The sequence below is a fragment of the Lacibacter sp. H375 genome (assembly GCF_037892425.1).
Taxonomy (GTDB): domain Bacteria; phylum Bacteroidota; class Bacteroidia; order Chitinophagales; family Chitinophagaceae; genus Lacibacter.
The window spans coordinates 3,874,795-3,896,969 of the sequence record NZ_JBBKTT010000001.1 but is presented as its reverse complement, the minus strand read 5'-3'; the positions used below and the strand labels follow the sequence as shown (position 1 = coordinate 3,896,969).

Here is a 22,175-nt window from a genome sequence, read left to right as displayed (position 1 = left end):
TGATCAGATCGTATTGTTGATGCGATGCACAAGCTCAAGCAAGGCCCTGCTGCTGTGATAAGGGCATTTCCAGAAACCTGCTTTCTCTTTATTCATTGGCGAATGATCTTGGTGAACTCCCCAGAACCACTCTCCCTTTTCATCATCCCGGATATATGTTTTAATGAACTCCCAGCTTCGTAATGAGTTTTCGAGATAATGTTGATCACCCGTAAGTTGATATGCATTGTAAAAGCCAATCATAGCTTCTGCCTGCGGCCATGAATGTTTTTCTTCAATTAATTGATTGTTTGAAGGTTCGTACTCATACCACATGCCACCATCTTTGTCAAGACCTTCTGCTGCGGCATTTGTAACAGGTATAGACAGCTGCCTTAGCTGATGCAGCAACGTTGAATGCTGAATAATGGATGCACAATCCTGCAATAACCACGCTGCTTCAATGTCATGTCCGTATGATTGTAAGGTTGATCGCAGATTCCAGCTATCATCAAAAAACAAATTGAGATGATGATGTTCTTTGCTGATGAAATGCTGTTGAAATAACTGAAGCAGGTTGGTAATCCGTTCTTTTAATTTTTCTTTTGGCCACACGGTATAAAGATTAGCATAAGCTTCAACAATATGCAGATGTGTATTGGCTGTCTTTCGTTCGTTATTGTCCTTTGCACTCAATCGCAGATCAGCTATTTCCTGCCAGTCTCTTGTAAATGCTTCGACATATCCATTCTGTGCTGTGTCAAAACTTTTTTCTTCAATGTAATTGTACAGATCAATAGCTGTGTTCAGTGCGGTTGGGTTACGGGATATTTTATAAAATTCCGTGAGGCCATAGATACAGAAAGCAAGACCGTAAATTTGTTTTTTGCCATCAAGCATATTTCCTTTTGCATCAACCGACCAATAGACTGCACCATGTTCCCGATCAATAAAATGCTGGAATATGTAATTGAAGGCCCGTTCTGCCATTGCATAATACTCTTGCTTATTATTGAAACGATAAGCAGCTGAAAAACTCCAGCAAATGCGACTCATCATCACAATACCTTTTGTTGCTGTTGTATCAGGTTCGTTGTTGTTATTTACGCTGCCATAAAAGCCTCCGTGCTCATGGTCAACTGTATGCTTCATCCAATAATCAAGCACACGAGACAACTCTTCCTGTAATTCAGTTTTGTATTGCTGTAGTTTAAGCGGCGCTGTAATTTCTGTTTCGCTCATCAATTCCATTACAAGTTCTTTTTTGCATAACCGGATCGAACCAATACCTCTGATTGATTCTTATCGATAAGATTCACTAATGTTTTTACTGTTTCTGCCGAACGATAACCATCTTCAGGCGTATTCATCACATAATCGAGTAATCGCTCAACCGTTGTGGTGGCTACATGCATACGTGTATCAGATGATGCATAATAAATAAATACTTTACCGTCGTCATCCGCAATCCATCCGTTACTGAATAATACATTCGACACATCGCCGATACGTTCATCTCCTTCAGGTGCCATAAAATAACCGGCCGGTTTATGTGTTACTTTCTTCACATCGTGAAGATCTGTCATAAACATATACAATACATAGCGAAGACCTGCGGCCGTATTACGCACGCCGTGTGCCAGGTGAAGCCATCCATGTTTTGTTTTGATGGGTGCAGGGCCTAAACCATTTTTTAGTTCATAAACAGTGTGATATATTTTCCTGTCGATCACAACTTCTTTTTCAACAACAGCTTTCTCAATCGACTTACTTAAACCAAACCCAATACCACCACCCTTTCCTGCTTCAATAAAACTATCCTGCGGTCTTGTGTAAAACGCATAACAACCATCTACAAATTCAGGATGCAATACAACATTGCGTTGTTGTGCAGAATTTGTTACAAGATCATTTAGTCGTTCCCATTGCAACAAATCTTTTGTTCTAGCAATTCCACATTGAGCAAAAGCGGCAGACTGATCGGCTTCAGATGCAGCAGGGTCCCGGCGTTCGGTGCAAAACAATGCGTAGATCCAACCATCTTCATGTTGTATCAAACGCATGTCGTAGATATTGGTATCTGGCACATCTGTTTCTGGCATTACTACAGGATAATCCCAAAAACGAAACTGATCAACACCATTCGCACTTTCAGCAACTGCAAAAAATGATTTTCGATCTGCTGCTTCCACTCTTGCAACTAAAAGATATTTATTGTTCCATTTAATAGCGCCGGCATTCAATACCGCATTAATGCCAAAACGTAGCATGAGATGCGGATTCGTTTCTTCATTCAAATCATAGCGCCAGAATAATGGTGTATGCTTATTTGTTAATACAGGATACTTATAACGGTCAATGATGCCGTTTCCTGTTTCCTCCCGTTGATTTTGCCTGTTCAGCAATTGCTCCAATTCTTCTTCAAGCTTTGAGAGACGGTTGTAAAATCTTTCAGACATAATACATAATTAAAAGTTCAATCTTCCAGTTTATTCCACCATGTTTTTTTCAGGATGAATATGATCAGAAGCATAATTATAATAGTGATGATAAGCGGTAAATGCATGGAAAGCACAATGTACATTGGTAAAACAGTCATACATAACTGACCGATTATGCCCAATACAACATTGAACATATCCAGCTTAAAGCGTCGGTTTGGTTCAAAGGATGGATCTTCTTTTTGCACCAGTTCCTGTATTGGTTTCCAAAATCCCCAAGGGCGAACTGTGCGATAAAATGTTTTGAGTGTTTCGATATCAGTTGCAGCTGCGGTGTATGTTCCAATGAAACTACCTGCAACTGATAATAAGAAAAGGACAGGGAAATAGTATAAGAACTCTATTCCACTAAACAATCTTGAGAATATCATTGCTCCGACAACACCGGTTAACATACCTATGTAAAATCCATTGGCATTAAAGCGCCACCAATACCATTTCAAAACATTGGCAGCAATATACCCGCCGTATAAACCTGATACTATCCACTGCAAAATGCTGTTTACATCTTTTGCAAAGAAGCCAAGCACTACACCAATTGTCACCACCACAATACCTGCGAGGTAATTCATGTTGATGATCTTTTTGGTGGATGCAGTTGGGTTTACATATTTTAAATACACATCGTTAATAAGATAAGCTTGTGCAGCATTGAGTGTGCCGGAAAAAGTTCCCATGAATGCGCCAAGTAAACCGGTAAGCACTAACCCCAGGATACCGATCGGTAAAAAATTATTAATAGTTGCAGGTAGAATGCGTTCGAAATCAGTACCCCCTCTTCCGTCACTTAATTGCAATTGATCGTAATACAACAAGCCTAACACAGTTAAACCAATAACCATTGAATAACGAACCGGCAACAACACAATGGAAACAAAACCTGTCATCTTTGATGCTTCTTTTGGTGATTTTGTTGAAAGTATTTTCTGCATGTCATAGTTAGGCGCAGGGCCGGCAGCTGCTGCAAATACTCCTTTGAATAGCATCATCATAAAGAACAAGCCAAATAAACCATAGCCATCTTCAGCAATTTTCTTATTAGCATCATTCACAATTCCTGTCCAATCAAGGCCGAGATTCCAGCCAAAGAAAGGGTCATCCCACCCAGCCGGCAGTTTTAATGTATTGCCGTTAAGATGCATCATTGCAATAACTGCAATGGCAATACAACCAACCGTCATGATCGCATATTTTATGAGATCACCTAACACAATGCTATGCATGCCACCAAGTATGGAATAGAACATTGCAAAGAGTGTAAAAACAATTCCGTATACATGTGCTACATATTGTGGCGCAACATCAAAGGGAACATAATCTTTCACGATTTCCCACGGAACAAATATTTCAATGAACTTACCAAGGCCGATAAAACCATATGCTAAAAAACCAAGACAACCGATCAATGCAAAAGCCACAACAATACTGTGCGAACCTTTTACACCCTTTCCGGAAAGACCAAAACGTGTTGCCAGCCACTCTGCTCCTGTTGTTGCATTTGAACGGCGCAACCATTTGGATAAATACATCATATTAAACACCTGGTTGAACACGGGCCAGAGCCAGGGAATCCAGATGCTTTTAATACCATACACAAAACATAAACTCACCATCCACATAGTACCGCTGATGTCGAACATATCAGATGCATCACTCATACCTAACATGTACCATGGAAGTTTTTTTCCTCCCATGAGATAACTCTCTTTGTTCAGTCTAGCTTTTTTGCGTAAGAACCATCCAAGCAAAACCATTGTTACGAGGTACAGGATAATAATACTGATATCAATTACACTTAATTTCATCTAATGGAATTCCGTTTCTTTAAATAGTTGTTTAAAAGTGCAGACTGAGGAATCAGCCCGCCAACGATTGATTATGATTGCCAAACTTTTCATTATTTGTATAAATTTTCCTTTGCTGCGTCTTTTTCAAACAATGTTTTTTCATGCTGATAAAATTTCTGAAAGTCGGCTGACGATGTTTGTCCTTTATACGGTGCATAGTAATGCATCTTCTTCATGCCTTCGTTATAGCCGTGGTTTCGCCAAACCAGCACATAGGAAATTTTATTGTTGCCAATTGCTTTCAGCAAAACATCTGTCCACCAGTTTGTTTGCGGAATAGCTTCGTAGCCCGTTTCGGCCAACGCTGTTAATTTATTTTTCTTGTCTGCTATCGTTTGTACAATGGATAAGAGCTGATTTGTTTTTTCGGCAAATGAATTTGATTTTGAACTATCTCCATACTGGTAAGTATCAAAACTCAGCAAATCCACCACATCATCACCAGGGTAACGCTCAAGATATTCACCTGCTGTTGAAAAATCACCTGATGTATTGTAAACCCATAATAAATTATTGATCTTTTTTTCATTTTGCAGATATTGAAATGTGAAGCGCCACAAAGCTTTGAACTCGTCGGGTGTGCACTGCCGTTGCCCCCACCAGAACCAACTTCCTGTTAGCTCGTGAAATGGACGAAACAGTACAGGTATCGCCTCTCCTCTTTTTCCTTTGAGAGCATGAAGGAAAGTTGAAACTTTATCCAGCCATGATTTATACAATTGATGATTTGCAGCGCCGGGTAATATCGTTGCAACAGTACCGTGTGTTGTATCCCACGCATTACGTTTATTGCCAAGTGGACTGTATGCATGCCAACTGATGCTAATGACTCCACCCCGTTCGTATCCTTGCAGAATCAATTGCTTCATGGTTTCAAACGGAACATCATCAAGGTTTTTTTTCTGATCCAATTCAAGTCCGCCAATCTCCCAACCATACACAGCAGGGTAATCTCCTGCCGCATCTTTTACATCGCTGTTGTTGGGTACATACTTCCAGTTAACACCATAAGCCAAATCATCTTGATGCCCGAACATGAAACCTTTTGAAGCTAATTTCTTCAAGTTGTTATACAGGTTTATTGTTTCCTTTGTTGCCTTTTTATCTGTTGGTAAATCCTGCTGCGCTTTTACCTGGCAGTTAATAAGAAAGAAAACTGAAATAAAAACAATGCTATGGTGGCAGTACTTCATTCCAATGCACTTATTATTTTAGGAGACTGATTATTTTTTATTTTCTGTTACCTGTAGTTGCAGGGTAAAACATCCACTTCCTTTATTTCTACTTCGGGAAGTGGATAATTATTTATGCGTCATTTTATTGATATTGTTCTTATCTCAATCCAACGTGATCAATATGAATTACTCCACTCCACCCCGCAGATTGAAGAACAACTTCACTCAACGTTGTTGTAGCACCAATTGCAGAAAGATTTATACTAAACGTTGACCACTCTCCCGCTAAAACTGTAACTGTTGCCGGAGAGCCCCAATTTCCATTTACAACAACATTCAATGTTTTACCTCCTGTACCAGCTTCGCCAAACACAGAGAATTCAAATTTTGTATATCCTGCAGTTGCAGTTGGAGCACCTGCATGAAAAGTAATTCCTTCATAGCCACCAGCACCATACGTGGCTTTAATTGATGTTGTACCCTGACGAACAATTGCTGTACTATTGAAATCGTTCGCAGCCCACGACCAATTCTGATATCCATTTTGCAATGCATCCGTATAAATCGGGTATGGAAAATCAGCCAATGGAGGAAGACCGCCAATTAAATCCAGCACCTGGCTTGATACAACAGTTAATGAAGAATTTAAAACAGACAATGTTATTTTTCCTTTTAATGTACCATCGGGAACTTTTACTACAAGTTGCGTAGCCGACTGGCTTACAAAAGTTGTAACCGGGTTAACAATTCCTGTAAAGGAAACACCTGTAACCAGATCAAGATTTGTTCCGGTGATAGTGAGATTATCTAAGGGAAGTATTGGATTGGGGCCAATATTTGTAATTGCTGGTAACACTACCTGCAGATCCATTGTTGATACAGAAGTAACGCCAGAGGCCGCAACCAATGTTACTTTTCCAGTTTGTGTTCCGGCAGGTACTTTCACTACAATCTGCGTGGCAGACTGACTTACAAAAGTTGTAACGGGTGTTGTAACTCCTGCAAATATTATTTTCTTAGCAAGGTCAAGGTTTGTTCCTGTTATTGTAAGGTTTGTTTGATGTTTGATTGGGTTTGGACCAAAGCCTGTTGTAACAGGCAAAGTAACTTTCAACGTATCTGCTGTTTGCACTTCGGCTGAATCAGTTCCTCCATAAGAAAGAATCAAAGGTCCTGTTTCAGCATCAGCAGGTACTGTTACCACAATCTGATTGATTGATTTACTTACAAAGTTTGTAACCAGTTTGTCCCGTGCAAACGTGATCCTTGTTACCCAGTTGAGATAATTACCTGTAATGGTAATATTCTCTCCGGGTCGGGCCTGGGCCGTAATAGTAGTTACGCTGGTTAATACATTCAGATTAAAAATTGTTTTCGAAACAATATCACCTTCTGGTGTTTTCAATGTAACAAAACCCTTTTCTGCAGATGTAGGAACTTTCAGCTTGATCACTTCTTCGGATTGCGATACAAAACTTTTCTGATCTATTTTTGCGGCATCGCCTGTAAACTGAATAGCAGTTACTTTAGTAAGATTTTTACCGATAAAAAGTAAGGTATCACCATGCTTTGCACCTGTTGGTCCAAAACTCAGCAGTTCCACATTACCCGACTTTGCGTCATTTTTTTTGCAGGACGTTGCAATGCCAATGAATGCAACAAAGCAAACAAATGAAAGCATCCGTAAATTAAATAGTTTATTCATCGTTTTGAGTTGTAGGTATTAGGTAATGTTTATTTAATAACTTTTGGTACTACCCTGAAGTTATCAAATGCAATATCTGCATCCAGGCTTCCTTCACCATGCCCCATAAGTATCCGGGACCAATAGCCTGCCGGATTAACTACTGGCTTTGGTGTATACTGCGCAAATACTTCTGTTAATGGAATAACCACCGTATGCCATTGACCTTTTGTATCATAAGGTGGAATCCATTTGTAGCCGTTGTTATCTTCTGCACTCAGCGCAACATTAATTTTTACAACATTTCCGTTATAAGGTTTGATGGTGTTTACTTCAAACTTCAAATAATAATCTTCGGGTTTTAAAATAGCAGCATCAGGAATATTCTTGCTATGAACAGGCATTGCTGAAGCCGGGCCTCCGGCTAATTCATTCCAGCTCCATGAACCGATTTGTTTTTTAAACCGAATGTAATTACCGCTGATTGATGGAGGATCGCCCGGACCTGGATTACTAATAACATAACTTGCATTCCACCAACCTTCATAAGGATCACTGTCAATAAAATGACCTCTGCTGTCTCTAAACCAAAAGTCTGATTTGGTTTCACCAAAATTTGTTTTAACGGTTATCTGTCCTGGTTGTGCTCCTGCAGGAACTTCAACCTGTATAAGCTGATCTGTAACAGATACCAGTGTTCCTGTAACGCCACCAGCAAATGTTACTGTTAATGGTGTATAAAAAAAGTCGCCTTTAATTGTTGCAACGCTCCCGGTGTTTACAAACTCGCTAACCATGCTGCTTACAGTTGGTTTACTGATCTGCACTTCAAAATCATGATACAGAATAAAGCCATCATTGAAAATAATTTTCAGTTTATTCGTGATCTGTTTTGGAATTGGATTTGGTACTGATACCAATATTGTTGTGTTTGTAATATATGTTGGCGTGAGCCTTGCCTGCTGATCGTTAAACCAGATTTCAACAGCACCACCTAAGTTTTCGCCAATGATAGCGATCAGCCTTCCCTGGCCTGCACCAACTAATAGCGAGTCGGACGATTCGGGGCTTGTTATTCGCACATACTTTACTTTCGGCTCGCCGGTTTTTTCTTTTGTGCAGGAATAAAACATTCCGGCAAAAGCAATGGCTATCAGAAAAAAGAGTATGTTCTTATTTAAATGTTTCATTTTAATATCTTTTTTATTTAGCAATCTTGTTAGCTGCAATTATGGATAATCTACTGGTGGCTTCTGAAGATTTGGCGCATTGCCGATTTCAGAATTTGGAATGGGTAAACGGAAATTACCCTCATTAGCAGAAATCATTCGTTCCGAAAACCAGGATGTTTTTGTAAACGTCCATTGTGTTGGATTCGGCATTTGATCTGGTCTTGTGAAGAACAAGCCCCTGTCCTGCGAATTCAAAATAGCGAATGCTTTAGCAGGATTATAATAATGGAGTGTTACAAGATCGTACCATGCCATTCCTTCCATTGCAAACTCTTTAAAGCGTTCAGAAAAAATTGCATCAAGTGTAAGTGGCCCGCTTCCGTTTACTCCTCCTACTACATAGGCAGGTAAGCCTGCTCTTGTATGAACCTTATTAAAGTATTCAACCGCAGTTGCATCACTGGTTGAAGAACTATTACCAATGGTTGCTTCAGCATAGATCAAATACATTTCTGCCAACCGCATCATATACGTATTATTCGGATAACGTTGCTGAGATGCAATACCGGCCAAATCAACCGGAGAGCCAATAATATATTTTTTTACAGCCAGGAAGTTTTGATCTGTACCTGTAAATGGATAGATCAGTTTTGTTTTGTCGGAAACTTTAGTGATCTCAGGATAGTAAGCACCCGGAAGCATAAATGTTGCGTGTAAACGGGTATCCAATGTGCGGCCTTTTAAAGTACCATCAGGTTGTTCTGAAATGCCGTCGTATTGCTTTATAAGCCACCACGTAGCACTTTTATCTCCACCCCATCCGCCAAATGCAATATCAGGACTGTAAGCAAGATATTCAGGCATACTATTAGAAATACCCCAAACATTTGCGCCTGCAAAAACCCATTGCAGTTCAAATAGACCTTCCGCATTATTATCATAAGGATGTTTAAACAGATCATAGTAATTCGAAAGCAATTTCTTTCCGCTGTTATTGATCACTCTTGATGCATAGTATTTGGCACTATCTAAAAACTGTTGATTTCTTGTGCCGCCTGTTGCTTCAACTCCTGCTCTTGTAAGATAAAAACGGGCAAGCATTCCTTCGGCAGACCATTTTGTAAGTCTTCCTTCCTGCGTTGCTGTTACTGGTAAATCTTCTGCTGCTGCACGCATTTCCCTTGTAATGAAACGCCATACACTTGGCACTGTATTTCTGCTGATAGATGTATCAAACAATTTATCGAAGTTGTTTTCAATAATCGGAACAGGGCCCCAGTTCATCACGAGAAAACGGTAAGCTAGTGCACGCATAAATCTTGCTTCTGCAATAGCTGTTTTTCTTACAGTTGCAGAAACATTGGGTCCGCCATACCGATTGATATTGTATAGGAAAAGATTCGACTGACCAACGACGTTGAAGAAAGCACGCCATGATGCACCGTTCTCGCCGTTATCTCCTGTTGTGTTAAATAATACATTCCCTCTATCGTTCCATGCTGAAAATGCAGTACCTCCTCTGAAATCACCAAGGTTGTACATCGCTTTGTCATTATAGTCAAACCATACAGTACTGTAAAGCAAAGCTGTACCGGCCAATACCTGTTCATCGGTTTTATAAAAGTTGGCATCCGTAATGGAGCTCAGTGGTGGTTTTTCCAGGAACGCTTTTTTACATCCTGAAAATGCTGCAACAGCAATAAGCAAACCCACTAAATATTTTAAGCAAATTATTTTTTTCATATGAATAAGTTTAGAAGTCAACACTAATTGTTGCAGTGTACATGCGGGTTAATGGATAGCGACCAAAGTCAATTCCTATTGCCTGGTTCGATGAACTCGATCCTGTACCAACATATGCTCCTACTTCAGGATCATATCCTTTGTACTTTGTGAGTGTAATAAGATTTTGAGCTCCTATTGTTGCCCTTAATCCTTTAATCACTTTGGCATAATTTAAATATTTGAAAGGTACATTGTAAGAAAGCGTAACATTCTTTAATCTCACGTAGGAACCATCTTCAACAAACCTGGTGGTAATTTTTCCGAAGTTGTTATCGTTAGCTACAGAGTTGTTTGACATGCGGGGAATGCGTGTTCCGGCATTCGTCAAATATGGTTTACCGTTTGCATCTGTACTGATCTTGGCATATCCCATTGATGCCGTCAATAAATTCCGGCTAAGATTGATGTTGTTTGGATTGCTTGCTTCAGATGCTATGTAATTGTAGATATCATTACCGAATGTGCCTATAATCAAAACACTCAGGTCGAATCCTTTGTATGAAAACGAGTTGGTTAAGCCTGCAGTTAGCTTTGGCCATGGGTTACCGATATTCGTCATATCATTAACGTCAATCTTCCCGTCGCTGTTAATGTCTTTGTATTTTACATCACCTACCCATATGCCTGTTTGCGGATCGGTTGGTCTTCTGTTTCCGCTGTTATCAACAGGTACAGCACTATTATTAATTTCGTCTATTGATGAAAATATTCCTTCTTCAATATATCCTCTGAATAACCATGGCTGTTGTCCAATAGAAGCACGTTGCGTCCAGTTATTCATCCACCATGATGTTCTGTCAATAAATGCATTTTCTGAGTTTAACGATTCAATGGTTGATCTGAAATGTGAGAGGTTGAGGTTTGTTTCCCACCGGAAATTTTTATTCTGAATATTTGTGCTTACGATTGAGAAATTCCAACCTTTTGTTTTCAGAGATCCCGCATTCACTAAAGGCGCACCCACTGAACCGGGACTTCCGTTTGTTCCCATGTACCAAGGTAAACTTGCTTGCAGAATCAGGTTATCAGTATTCTTTACATAGTAGTCTCCCTCAAATGTAATTCGGTTATTAAGTAAACCAATGTTTAAACCAACGTTGTGTGTTAATGTTTGTTCCCATTGCAGTTTGGGGTTGGTAAATGATGCTGGCAGCAAACCTGTACCCCAAGGTGTAGCACCAGTGTTTAACGGAGCATAAATACCTGAACCGGTTCCCTGGTTTCCGGTGAGCCCGGTTTCATATCTTAGTTTCAATTCGCTTACGAAAGGAATTTTGAAGAAATCTTCCTGTGAAACTCTCCACGCTGCAGAAACTGAAGGGAAATTCCCCCACCTGTTATCTGCTCCAAAATAAGGTGAGCCATCTCTCCTGAATGTACCCGTTAAGAGATAACGGTTACCATAATTATAATTAATTCTTCCAAGGAATGATTCCATTGACCAAGGATATGTTCCTCCTTCGTTTGTTGCTGAAGTAGGGTTTCCTGCATTTACATCATAAATATCATTTGTAAGAAAACCCGTTCTTCCGGCTGATAAAGCTTTCCATTGTGATTCCTGCGCTTCATGTGTTGCCATTACAGTAAAACTGTGTTTATTGATCTGCTTTGTATATTCAAGCATCTGGTTCCAGTTCCAATACCAGCTTGAGTAGGTGCCGGATTGTAATGAAGCAAGTAAGTTAGTACGCCATTGATCAATACTGTAAGTTGGTGTATAATACGTAGAGAGACCGTTTCCGGCGCTACCATTGATTGAAGTTCTGAATACCAACCCTTTCATTAAAGTAATACCAATATTTAAGCCACCAAGGAATTGCCGTTTCATGTTATTGTTGGTAATGAGGCTTGCAAGTGCAACTGGATTTACCGGTGCATATTGGTTGGCACCGTTAACCGGATCACTTCCTCCCCATGAACCATTCAGGTTTTTAACAGGTATCTGTGGTGTTAAACGGAGTGCATTTGAAATGAGCGGACTTTGTGCATCACCATAGTTTGTTGCTGTGAGATTTTCATTGGTCTGATTGAAACTGAGGTTTGTACCAATTGTTATCCAGTCTCTCGGTTTGTTATCCATATTTAGTCTGAACCCATAGCGATTAAATCCAGAACCTAAAGCCACACCTTGTTGCTTCAAGTATTCACCAGAGAGGTAATAGGTAGTATTGCTGTTACCGCCGCTTAAACTCAATTGATGTTTACTCATAGCAGCGTTATTAAATAATTCACGCTGCCAGTTTGTTCCTTCACCTAAAAGTGAAGGATCTAAAAATTCTCCCGGAGTTGTTCCACCTGCAATTGCATGGTATTCTTTTACCATTTGTGCATACTGGCTCAGGTTCATTACTTCCAGTTCATCAGGAGGAGTCTGAAGATTGTATTGATATGTATAGTTAATTTTAAAATCACCTGCCTTACCCCGTTTTGTAGTAACCATGATCACACCATTGCTTGCACGTGAACCGTAAATGGCGGTGGCTGATGGCCCTTGAAGAATCTGAATATCTTCAATATCATTGGGATTAATACCTGCTAATGGGTTTGAAGAGCTTGATGAACCATAAGATACATCTTCGTTTGCCTGTATTTGCACTCCATCCACTACATATAATGGTTGTGTGCGACCAAGTGAACTTACGCCACGAATATTAACTGAAATTCCTCCACCCGGCTGTCCCGAGTTTTGTGTAACATATACACCTGCTGCCCTGCCTTGAATAGCCTGCTCAATTGTTGTGTTCACTGTTCGTTCAATGTCTTTTGCCGAAACAGTAGTTTGGGCACTGGTAAGATTCGAACGTCTTGCTTTACCATAACCAACCACAACAACTTCACTCATCTTTGCTTCAGTAACATCAATTGTTATAAGAAGCGTTGCTTTGCCGGTTGTTGAAACTTCTACGGATTGTGCTCCAACGTATGATACAACTAACACCGAGTTTGGAGATGGAACCGCAATTTTAAATGCGCCATTTGCATCGGTGACAGTGGCAGTACGTTGTCCTTTTACACTTACTGTAGCGCTTCCAATGGGCGAACCAGCTTTGTCTGAAACAACTCCGGTTACAATTCTGGTCTGTGCAAAATTGACGATAGAGAATAGAAGAAACACAATGACCATTGTGTTTCTCAATGAAGATTGAGATTTTCTCATATAGCAAGAATATTTGTTCAAATGTAACCTTTACATTTAATCAAATACTAATACTATTATACCCAAAAATTGTATTTTATAACGCAAGCTTATTACAGAAACCATTGAAACCATTGATTTCAGAGTAATTTCCGTATTCATGAGCTGTATCATCCTGCGCCGGTAATTATACTTTTTTACCATGCTATTGCTAACTTTACATCAAACGATTGTTCATGCACAAGGATATCATGAGGGAAATAACCCCACTTACCAGCAGCGATTGCTTTACTTTTTTCACCCGTACAAAAAGTGAATTCGATTTTCCATTACACTGTCATGAAGAGCTGGAGTTGAATTTTATCAGTAATGCAAAAGGCGCCAAGCGTATCATTGGCGATCATATTGCAGAGATCGATCATTATGAATTAGTATTAGTCGGTTCAAATCTTCCGCATGTATGGGAAACGCATAAATGCAAAAGCAAAGAAATTAAAGAGATCACCATACAGTTTCATAAAGACTTGTTTGATGAGAAATTTTTACGCCGCAACCAAATGAATTATATACGGAAGATGCTGGAGCGCTCAGCCAAAGGCATTTTGTTTTCAACAGAAACCATAAAACAGATCGAATCACGATTGACGATACTCAGTCAAAAACAAGGTTTTGATTCTGTACTTGAACTTTTATCGATACTGCATGATCTTTCTGTATCACGTAACATGCGAACTTTATCTGACACCACTTTCAGTGGGGCTGAATTAACATACAACAGTCGCCGCATTGAAAAAGTGCTGGAGCATATGAACCAGAATTTTCATAAGAATGTAAAGCTCGATGAAGTTGCAAAACTGGTGAACATGACACCGGCATCGTTCAGTCGTTTCTTTAAACAACGCACCGGCATTTCTTTTATCGATAGTTTACTTGAGTTAAGATTGGGGCATTCATCCCGTCAACTAATCGACACCACTCATTCCATTGCCGAAATTGCTTACAACTGCGGCTTTAATAACATCTCAAATTTCAATCGCCTTTTTAAAAAGAAAAAAAGTTGTACACCAAAAGAGTTCAGGGAAAATTACAATTATCACAACAGGATATTTGTGTAAGATTGATTGCGTTAGTTAACCATCACTTCATCAACAAATAACCATCCCTTATCACCCTTGCCCGGATGCCATGACGGTAGTTTACTTACAGTATTGCCAACGATTTTTATGTATTTTACAGTAGAAGGATCGAATTTACATTCAAAGCCACGCAGCGATGAAGGTTGAACCATTGTTGGTTGCGTTGGCTTTACTGTGCCAAGCAGTTTCATTTTCTTTGGATCGTTTCCACCCCAAATTTCAATGCTCGATGGTGGCATAATATAACTTCCAACATCGATCAATGTACTGAGTGTAATACTTTTAATTGTGGTTGGTTTGATAAACAGTAACAGCGCTTCCATTCTTGTTTGTCTCCATGCGAGCCAGCTTCCTAAACGAAAATTTGTTTCACCTTTAATCAGATCAAAAAGCATTTTAGCGTCTCCTTTATAGGCAGGATCGGGTTGCAACAAAAACAATACACTATCTGCTTTATACGTGCTTCTGTAAAAATTTGCTTCCATAATATCACTGCTGATCCACCCCGGTTTATAGGCCTTTGCTTTTATAAAGACATTACCATTGATCATTTCACCGGGTTTAAATACGGGTGATTTAATGCTGTCAGGATCGCTCCCGTCTGTTGTAAAACGGATAGTGGTTCCATTGATGTAATGCTTCAGCTTTAATGGCACAGGTGATGTAATGATCGATTCTTCATTCTGTACGATTGGCGCTGATAATTTGAGAACCACTGTATCGCCTTTAAATCCTGTTTCAAAACGAATATTTTTTATTTGTTGTTTTACTTTCTCCATATCAGCTGCAGCCACAGGCATATTCCATGTATAAACTGTTTTAAGTTGCCGAAAGCTTTGCAACTGCTTCAACTGTTCTGCATTCACCTGTGTACCGGATATTGAAAGACTTCTTAAAAACTTCAATCGTTTTAATTCTGCAAGACCAGCACCAGTAATAGCAGAAAAACTAAGATTCAGTTTCCTGAGATTTTCAAATCCACTAATGATCTTCATATCCGCATCTTTCACCGGCATCTGCGAAAGATCAAGTGTAACGATCTGGTTTTTTATTTTTGATAACTCTGCCAGCTGTTCTGCTTTAAAAAGTTTACTGTTGAAAAAACTCACATGCAATGCCGGTGATTCAAGTGCTTCTGCAGTAACCACCCGGTTAACCGTATTGAGTTTTTTAACAACAGAAGCATCTGCTTCATCAAAATCATATTCTGCTGTTTCTGCAGCTGTCAGTATACTGTTTGCTACTATAAATAATGAATCATCTGTTGGCAAATCAGCTACACGTAATTTAAAATCTGATCCTTTTTTTATCCAGTGTCTTAGTATGGCTATTTCATCATCTGTTAATTGTGGTTTGCCTTGCGGCGGCATATGTTTTTTTTCTTCAAGCGGCAAATGAATCCTTCGCAATAACAGACCCAGATCGGCAGAAGTGCTATCCCACAACACACCATTCTTCCCTCCTTTCAATAAAAGTTCTTCCGTTTCCATTACCAGTTCACCTTTTGCTTTTTTACTGCTATGACAGGAAATGCATTTGGCTTCAAGGATCGGCCTTACAAGGTGTGTATACAGTTCTGCTTCTTCTGCAGATACCACAACTTGTTTTTTCTCAGGTGTGATCGGTGCAAGTACAAAATTCTGCCCATGTGTTATTCCTGCTCCTTGATGACCTGCAATTACGATCAGTACAATTGCTGCAATGGATGTAGCGAAAGCTGTAATCTTTCTCGCTTGTAATGGTTTTTTAAAATAACACCACAACAACATAAAAAGTGAAATTGCTACCCCACTCCATTTGTGCCACTGCAAAGCATCAGCATCATATCCTTCTTCTCTTGCTAAAAAGAATCCTGCCAATGCTGTGATAGCAGAACTGAAAGCAGCGAAATGCAAAATAAGATCAGCGATATACAGATTATGATTATCCTTTGTTTTCTGTACATGAAATAACAGCACAAGCAAAGCATACATAACCACTAATACAACAGGAAAATGCAAAACCAGAGGGTGCGTACGCCCCACCACCTGTAACCATAGCGGAACTGATATCCTGCTTTCAAAAAATAACAGGAACAGTAACAGGCAATTCAGTAAAAGAGAAAGGTTGAGTAAACTATTTTTAAAACGTAGCATGTTTAATATACTTGTATTTCATCAATGAATAACCAGGCGTGATTGTCTTTACCCGGATGCCAGGCAGGTATTTTCTTTAATGGATATAATACCAACTTCAGCTTATTTGTTTTGACCTTTCGATTTGGATTAATTTCATGGGCATCACATTGTTTTGACGATGGTCCTTTACTGAAAAAAGTTTCTTTGCCTACCGGCAGATAACTTTTTTGCGCCTCATCATAATAATACAACAGAATCTGTTCAGGTAAAAAGATCCAACTGCTCTCGTTTTGTAAAAGATCGACCAATACAGCATTGATCGTTTCTTTTTTCTTTAATACAATATCAATTTCAACTGTTCCGCTATCAAACCCAAGCCATGCACCTGAACTGAAATTTGTATTCCCGCCCATTTGATCATTCAGGATATTCTTATTGGTAGTTGTATATTTCGGATGAGGTGCAGTAAAGTTGATTTGCTGAATAGCTTTGCCTGTCTTTATAAACTCTACACTTACTGTTTCGGATGGAAGAAAATCAGTTCCCATCGCCTTCGCTTTTATACTCGTTCTTTTACCTGCAATTACAATGGGCTTTGTATAAAGCAGATCGTTTGCTGTTGGTTCATTGCCATTAATGGTGTAACGAATTTCCGCACCAGGCTGTTCAAACTTTATTTCAAGTATAGCCTTATCATAAAAAAAGACAGATTTATATTTCAACAGCGGTGGCGCCAGTTGAAATAACTGTTGAGCAAAACTGAATTGAGTAATAAGAAGGAAAGAAATGAACATTACTCTTTTCATAAGGGCTGTAGTTTATAAGGATATACCTGCCCGCTGTTCCATTGTGCTACATACAGGTTTTCTTCATCATCAATACAAACATCATGTGGGTATTGAAAAACTTTGATCGTTTGGTACAGTTCATTCGGCTTATTGCTTGTATAAACAGGCTCACTACCACCGAGATTTGAGATCACTTTAAAATTCTTATCGAGTATAGTTACAAAACCCGACTTGTCGCCCTGTCTTGCGTCTGTTTGCAAAACAGCAGCATACAAATAATCGCCTTTAATCACCGGCCGGCAAACCCATGCGGCGGGCAATGGAATGGTATCAATGTAATTCCCATTCAATGTATATCGCTTAAATGCATTCTGTTGCCGTGAAGTAACGATAAGACATGGATTATTCTTGTTCCTGTAATCAACACAAATGCCATGAGCATTCAATAAATGTTTTTCCTCATTTCCTCTCCCACCGAAATGACGGATATAATTGCCATTGTAATCGTATTGAATAATAAAGTCTTTTCCATAACCATCAGCTACATAAATATCGCCGTTAGCTGCAATAGCTGTTTCAGTTGGAATATATTCATCTGCCTTTGAATACACGCCTGTCTCCTTTGGATAATCCAATGTCATTAATACTTTACCATCAACCGTGGTTTTAATTACCTGGTGACGGTTGTTATCGCAAATGAATAATGCATCAGCTCCATTTTCATTAAACAACGTAAGACCATGAGCACCGGGATATTCATTTCCCCAGGTTGAGATCAATCTTCCGCTTTTATCATAAATGATGACATTGTTTTTTGTTTCATTGGTGAGCAGGATAATGCGACCCAATTTATCCTGCACCATTTCATGACAGTCTTTTACAGGGTTTCTTGCAAAATCTACCTGGCTCCATTGTGTATTAATGCGGTAACGTTTGTTGTTATGCCCAAGAATAAGTTCATTCTTTTCAGAGCCATACAACAACGGTGTTGCATACAATGCAGCTGTTGCCAGTGACGATTTTTTTATGAATGTGCGGCGATTCAAAACTTGTTTTCTTATTATGATTAAGCAATCAATCCTTTCACCACATTCCCTGCTACATCAGTTAAGCGATAACGCCTGCCTAAATGTTTAAATGTAAGTTGCTCATGATTCATACCCATCAGATGAAGCACTGTTGCATGAAAGTCGTGTACATGCACAGGATCTTTTACAATGTTATAACCAAACTCATCTGTTTCGCCATACACACCCGGCTTCACACCACCACCTGCCATCCAGATGGTAAAGCAACGTGGATGATGATCACGACCATAATCTTCTTTTGTTAACGGACCCTGGCAATAATTGGTACGACCAAATTCTCCACCCCATATCACCAATGTTTCATCAAGCAAACCACGTTGCTTCAGATCGGTAATAAGTGCTGCTGATGCTTTGTCTACATCAGCACATTGTCCTTTTATCTGACTTGGCAAATTGTTATGTCCATCCCAACCCTGGTGATATAATTGTACAAAGCGAACCCCATTCTCTGAAAGTTTTCTTGCAAGCAAACAGTTTGCTGCATAAGTGCCGGGAGTTAAACAATCGGGCCCGTATAATTTTATAATGTCTTCGGGTTCTTTACTCAGGTCGGTGATATCAGGCACCGATGTTTGCATACGATAAGCCATTTCGTATTGCTGCACTTTCGCCTGTATTTCAGGATCACCAAATTCTTTATAAGTTTCCTGGTTTAACTCAGCAAGATTATCAAGCATTTTGCGTCGCTCATCTTTATCCATCCCTTCCGGATTATTGAGATACAAGACTGGATTATCACCACTACTAAACTGAACACCTTGATGAACGGAATCAAGAAAACCATTCGACCATAATTTGGAATAAACACCCTGCCCATTTCCTTTTCCTTTTGAAAGCAACACACAGAATGCAGGTAAGTTTTTATTCTCGCTACCCAAACCATAGCTAAGCCATGAACCCATACTTGGCCGGTTACCAACCTGTGCACCTGTTTGAAAAAAAGTTAATGCAGGATCATGATTGATCGCTTCGGTATGCATGCTTCGGATGATACAAAGATCATCCACCACTTTTGCTGTGTGCGGAAGTAATTCACTGATCCATGCTCTTGCCTGTCCGTATTGATTGAATTGAAAATAACTTCCTGCCAACGGAAACTTTGCCTGGTCTGCCGTCATACCTGTTAAACGTTGACCCATGCGTATAGATGCAGGAAGATCCTGCCCATGCATTTTTTCCAGCATCGGTTTGTAATCAAACAGATCTAATTGCGATGGTGCTCCGTTTTGAAAAAGATAAATAATACGTTTGGCCTTTGGCGCAAACTGAGGCAGACCTGCAAGTATTGCTTCTTCCGTATCACCACCAAGCATATCAGGAACAAGTAATGAGCCCAATGCCATACCACCAATACCCATTCCTAGTCTTGATAAAAAACGGCGACGGTTTAGATGTAGACCATGTTCAAGAATTTGTTTTTCCATCATCAGGTTTTTGTAATTGCTTCTTCCATGTTAAAGATTGTATTGATCGCTTTCATCAAGGCAGCCGATTTGTTTTTATCCACCTGCTCGTTCTGCGGATATTCGCCTGCTTTCAATATGATCGTTGCATCTGATTTTTTCTGTTGAAATAATTGCAGCTGCTCCTTGTAATAATTCTCCAGTATGCACAATTCTTTTGTTGATGGTTTTCTGCAAATGATCAAACGAAAAGCTTTTGTTATTTTATCATTCACTTCCGATTTATCCAGCATTAACTTTTGTGCAAGTACTCTCGATGCTTCCAGTACAGCAGGATCATTCATCATCACCAGCGCCTGCAATGGCGTATTTGTTTTTAACCGTTTTACTTCACATTGATCACGGTTGCTTGCATCAAACATCGCCATGCCCGGTGGAGGCACGGTTAATTTAATAAATGTATAAAGTCCCCTGCGGTACAGATCATCACCATGATCTTGTCTGTAAACTGCTAATACGCCCCTTCCTGAAGTTGCAGCTTCCCAAAGACCTTTTGGTTGATATGGTTTTACACTTGAGCCTCCAATTGTCTTTACCAATAAGCCACTGCTTGCTAAATAAAGATCACGAACAAACTCTGCTTTTAAACGAATGCGTGGGCCTCTTGCTAAGTAAACATTCTCCGGATCTTTTTTTAGTTGCTCTTCTGAAACTTTTGCGGATTGACGATAAGTTGCTGAGGTCAGTATCTGTTTCACTAACCGTTTTATATTCCAACCGTTCTCCATAAAATCAACTGCAAGCCAGTCGAGCAATTCAGGATGAGAAGGGAGTTCGCCCTGCATACCAAAATCGCCTGAAGTTTTTACCAGGCCTCTTCCAAAAAACTCCTGCCACATAAGATTCACAAAAACTCTTGCTGTAAGTGGATTGTTTTTATTGACTGTCCATTGGGCAAGGCCGATCCTGTTGCGTGTAAATTTGCTGGTATCAAATTTCATGACTGCGGGAATTGCTTCGGCTTTTACTTCCTCGGTTGGTTGATCATACACGCCACGATTCAGCACAAATGTTTTACGTAGTGTATCTCTTTCGCCCATAACAGATACAGTGAGGTTGCCGGTATCTTTTGTATTGATGAAGGAGAGAATATTTTTCCGTTCTTCTTCGCTGATGGTAAGTATTGGATTCTTTGCAGGTTTTGATACGCTTATATCGCCTTCAAACCCGAGTTCTTTTGTATTGTTGAAAAATGCAAGAAAGGAATAATAATCTTTTTGTGAAAAAGGATCATACTTATGATCATGGCATTGTGCACATTCGATGGTGATGCCTAGTATTCCTTTACCAAATGTTTTTGTTTTATCGATAAGATATTCAATACGATATTCTTCAGGAATCACTCCACCTTCTTCGGTGTATTTATGATTACGGAAAAAACCTGTTGCCAGTATTTGCTCTTTGTTGGCTTCAGGTAACATGTCGCCTGCAATTTGCCAGGTGAGAAACTGATCATAAGGAAGATTCTTATTGAAGGCATGGATCACCCAATCTCTCCACGGCCATTGCGTTCTGATATTATCATCCTGGTAACCGTAGCTGTCTGCATAACGGGCAACATCCATCCATTGCACCGCCATTTTCTCTCCATACTGCGGACTGGCCAACAACGCATCGATCATTTTTTCATAAGCAAACTCACTCTTATCATTAACAAATTTATCCATCATCTCAATTGATGGTGGTAAACCTGTTATATCAAGCGCAATACGTTTCAGCAAACGTTCTTTATCTGCTTCTTCATTTTGCTTGAGACCTTGTTCTTCAAGTTTACTTAGAATAAAATAATCGATCTCATTTTTTGCACGGTCTTTACTTTTTATTTCAGGAAGTGATGTTTTGGTTGGTGAAGCAAATGCCCAATGCGATTCATACTTGGCTCCTTGCTGGATCCATTTTTTGAAAAGCTTTATTTCATACTCACTTAAAGCACCCAAATGCGCTTCCGGTTCGGGCATCATGTATTCAGGATCGGTAGAAATGATGCGTTTATACAATTCCGAATTTTCAGGATCACCTGCAATCAACGCAAACGCTCCTTTTGTTTCTTTGAGTGGAGCAAAGGCGCTGTCAGCAATATCAAGGCGAAGACCCGCTGCACGTTTGTTACCATCGGGGCCGTGACATTTAAAACATTTATCGGAAAGAATGGGACGGATATGAAAATTATAGCTGACCGTTTTTGGAATCGAAGTACCATCGCTGCCCTTACCACGAAAGCAGGATACAGCTAATAGTAAAATGGTACAAATAGTCACTATTGTACAGATAGTCTTTTTATACATGGCAATCGTATAGCTTTTG

General features: G+C 39.6%; 14 protein-coding genes. 1 reads left to right on the top strand and 13 read right to left on the bottom strand.

All coding sequences use genetic code 11. The features are described 5' to 3' along the window. Positions 1-3: 3 nt before the first annotated feature. From WG954_RS16595 to WG954_RS16560, 8 genes are all read right to left on the bottom strand, one after another. Positions 4-1,230: an AGE family epimerase/isomerase gene (locus WG954_RS16595; RefSeq protein WP_340437855.1), complete on the bottom strand. Its 1,227-nt coding sequence runs from the start codon at positions 1,228-1,230 to the stop codon at positions 4-6. Continuing rightward, a complete protein-coding gene (locus WG954_RS16590) occupies positions 1,230-2,438 on the bottom strand; it encodes a glycoside hydrolase family 130 protein (RefSeq protein WP_340437854.1) in 1,209 nt (402 codons plus the stop codon). Before WG954_RS16590 ends, WG954_RS16595 begins: the two co-directional genes overlap by 1 nt. 17 nt (positions 2,439-2,455) lie before the next feature. Further along, positions 2,456-4,285, bottom strand: a complete 1,830-nt coding sequence (locus WG954_RS16585) for a sodium:solute symporter family protein (RefSeq protein WP_340437852.1) — start codon at positions 4,283-4,285, stop codon at positions 2,456-2,458. Positions 4,286-4,377: 92 nt separating this feature from the next. Next, entirely contained in the window at positions 4,378-5,520 is a 1,143-nt protein-coding gene (locus WG954_RS16580; protein ID WP_340437851.1) for a glycoside hydrolase family 26 protein, read from the bottom strand. 139 nt (positions 5,521-5,659) lie between these two features. Then, positions 5,660-7,207 (bottom strand): IPT/TIG domain-containing protein, encoded by a 1,548-nt coding sequence (locus WG954_RS16575; RefSeq protein ID WP_340437850.1) that lies wholly within the window; start codon positions 7,205-7,207, stop codon positions 5,660-5,662. 29 nt (positions 7,208-7,236) lie between these two features. Further along, a complete protein-coding gene (locus WG954_RS16570) occupies positions 7,237-8,376 on the bottom strand; it encodes a glycan-binding surface protein (RefSeq protein WP_340437849.1) in 1,140 nt (379 codons plus the stop codon). Between the two features lie 39 nt (positions 8,377-8,415). After that, entirely contained in the window at positions 8,416-10,101 is a 1,686-nt protein-coding gene (locus WG954_RS16565) for a RagB/SusD family nutrient uptake outer membrane protein (RefSeq protein ID WP_340437848.1), read from the bottom strand. Between the two features lie 10 nt (positions 10,102-10,111). After that, positions 10,112-13,300 carry a SusC/RagA family TonB-linked outer membrane protein gene (locus WG954_RS16560; RefSeq protein WP_340437847.1) on the bottom strand — a complete coding sequence of 1,063 codons (3,189 nt, stop codon included), beginning with the start codon at positions 13,298-13,300 and terminating at the stop codon, positions 10,112-10,114. A 215-nt stretch (positions 13,301-13,515) separates the two neighbouring features. On the opposite strand from WG954_RS16560, the gene WG954_RS16555 reads away from it, so the two are divergent. Continuing rightward, on the top strand, positions 13,516-14,394 hold the full coding sequence (locus WG954_RS16555) for an AraC family transcriptional regulator (protein WP_340437846.1): 879 nt from the start codon (positions 13,516-13,518) through the stop codon (positions 14,392-14,394). 11 nt (positions 14,395-14,405) lie between these two features. On the opposite strand, the gene WG954_RS16550 is transcribed toward WG954_RS16555, so the two are convergent. Genes WG954_RS16550 through WG954_RS16530 form a run of 5 tightly spaced genes read right to left on the bottom strand, consistent with a single transcriptional unit; the run spans position 14,406 to position 22,156 of the window. Next, positions 14,406-16,550: an FN3 associated domain-containing protein gene (locus WG954_RS16550; protein ID WP_340437845.1), complete on the bottom strand. Its 2,145-nt coding sequence runs from the start codon at positions 16,548-16,550 to the stop codon at positions 14,406-14,408. Between the two features lie 2 nt (positions 16,551-16,552). Beyond that, positions 16,553-17,338 (bottom strand): chitobiase/beta-hexosaminidase C-terminal domain-containing protein, encoded by a 786-nt coding sequence (locus WG954_RS16545; protein WP_340437844.1) that lies wholly within the window; start codon positions 17,336-17,338, stop codon positions 16,553-16,555. Next, complete coding sequence (locus WG954_RS16540; protein ID WP_340437843.1) at positions 17,335-18,366, bottom strand: 6-bladed beta-propeller; 1,032 nt, start codon at positions 18,364-18,366, stop codon at positions 17,335-17,337. The genes WG954_RS16545 and WG954_RS16540 overlap by 4 nt, the downstream gene beginning before the upstream one ends. 20 nt (positions 18,367-18,386) lie before the next feature. Further along, the gene (locus WG954_RS16535; RefSeq protein WP_340437842.1) at positions 18,387-19,835 is read right to left on the bottom strand and encodes a DUF1501 domain-containing protein; all 1,449 of its coding nucleotides are present in this window, start codon (positions 19,833-19,835) and stop codon (positions 18,387-18,389) included. Beyond that, entirely contained in the window at positions 19,835-22,156 is a 2,322-nt protein-coding gene (locus WG954_RS16530) for a PSD1 and planctomycete cytochrome C domain-containing protein (RefSeq protein WP_340437841.1), read from the bottom strand. The genes WG954_RS16535 and WG954_RS16530 overlap by 1 nt, the downstream gene beginning before the upstream one ends. Between the last annotated feature and the right edge of the window lie 19 nt (positions 22,157-22,175).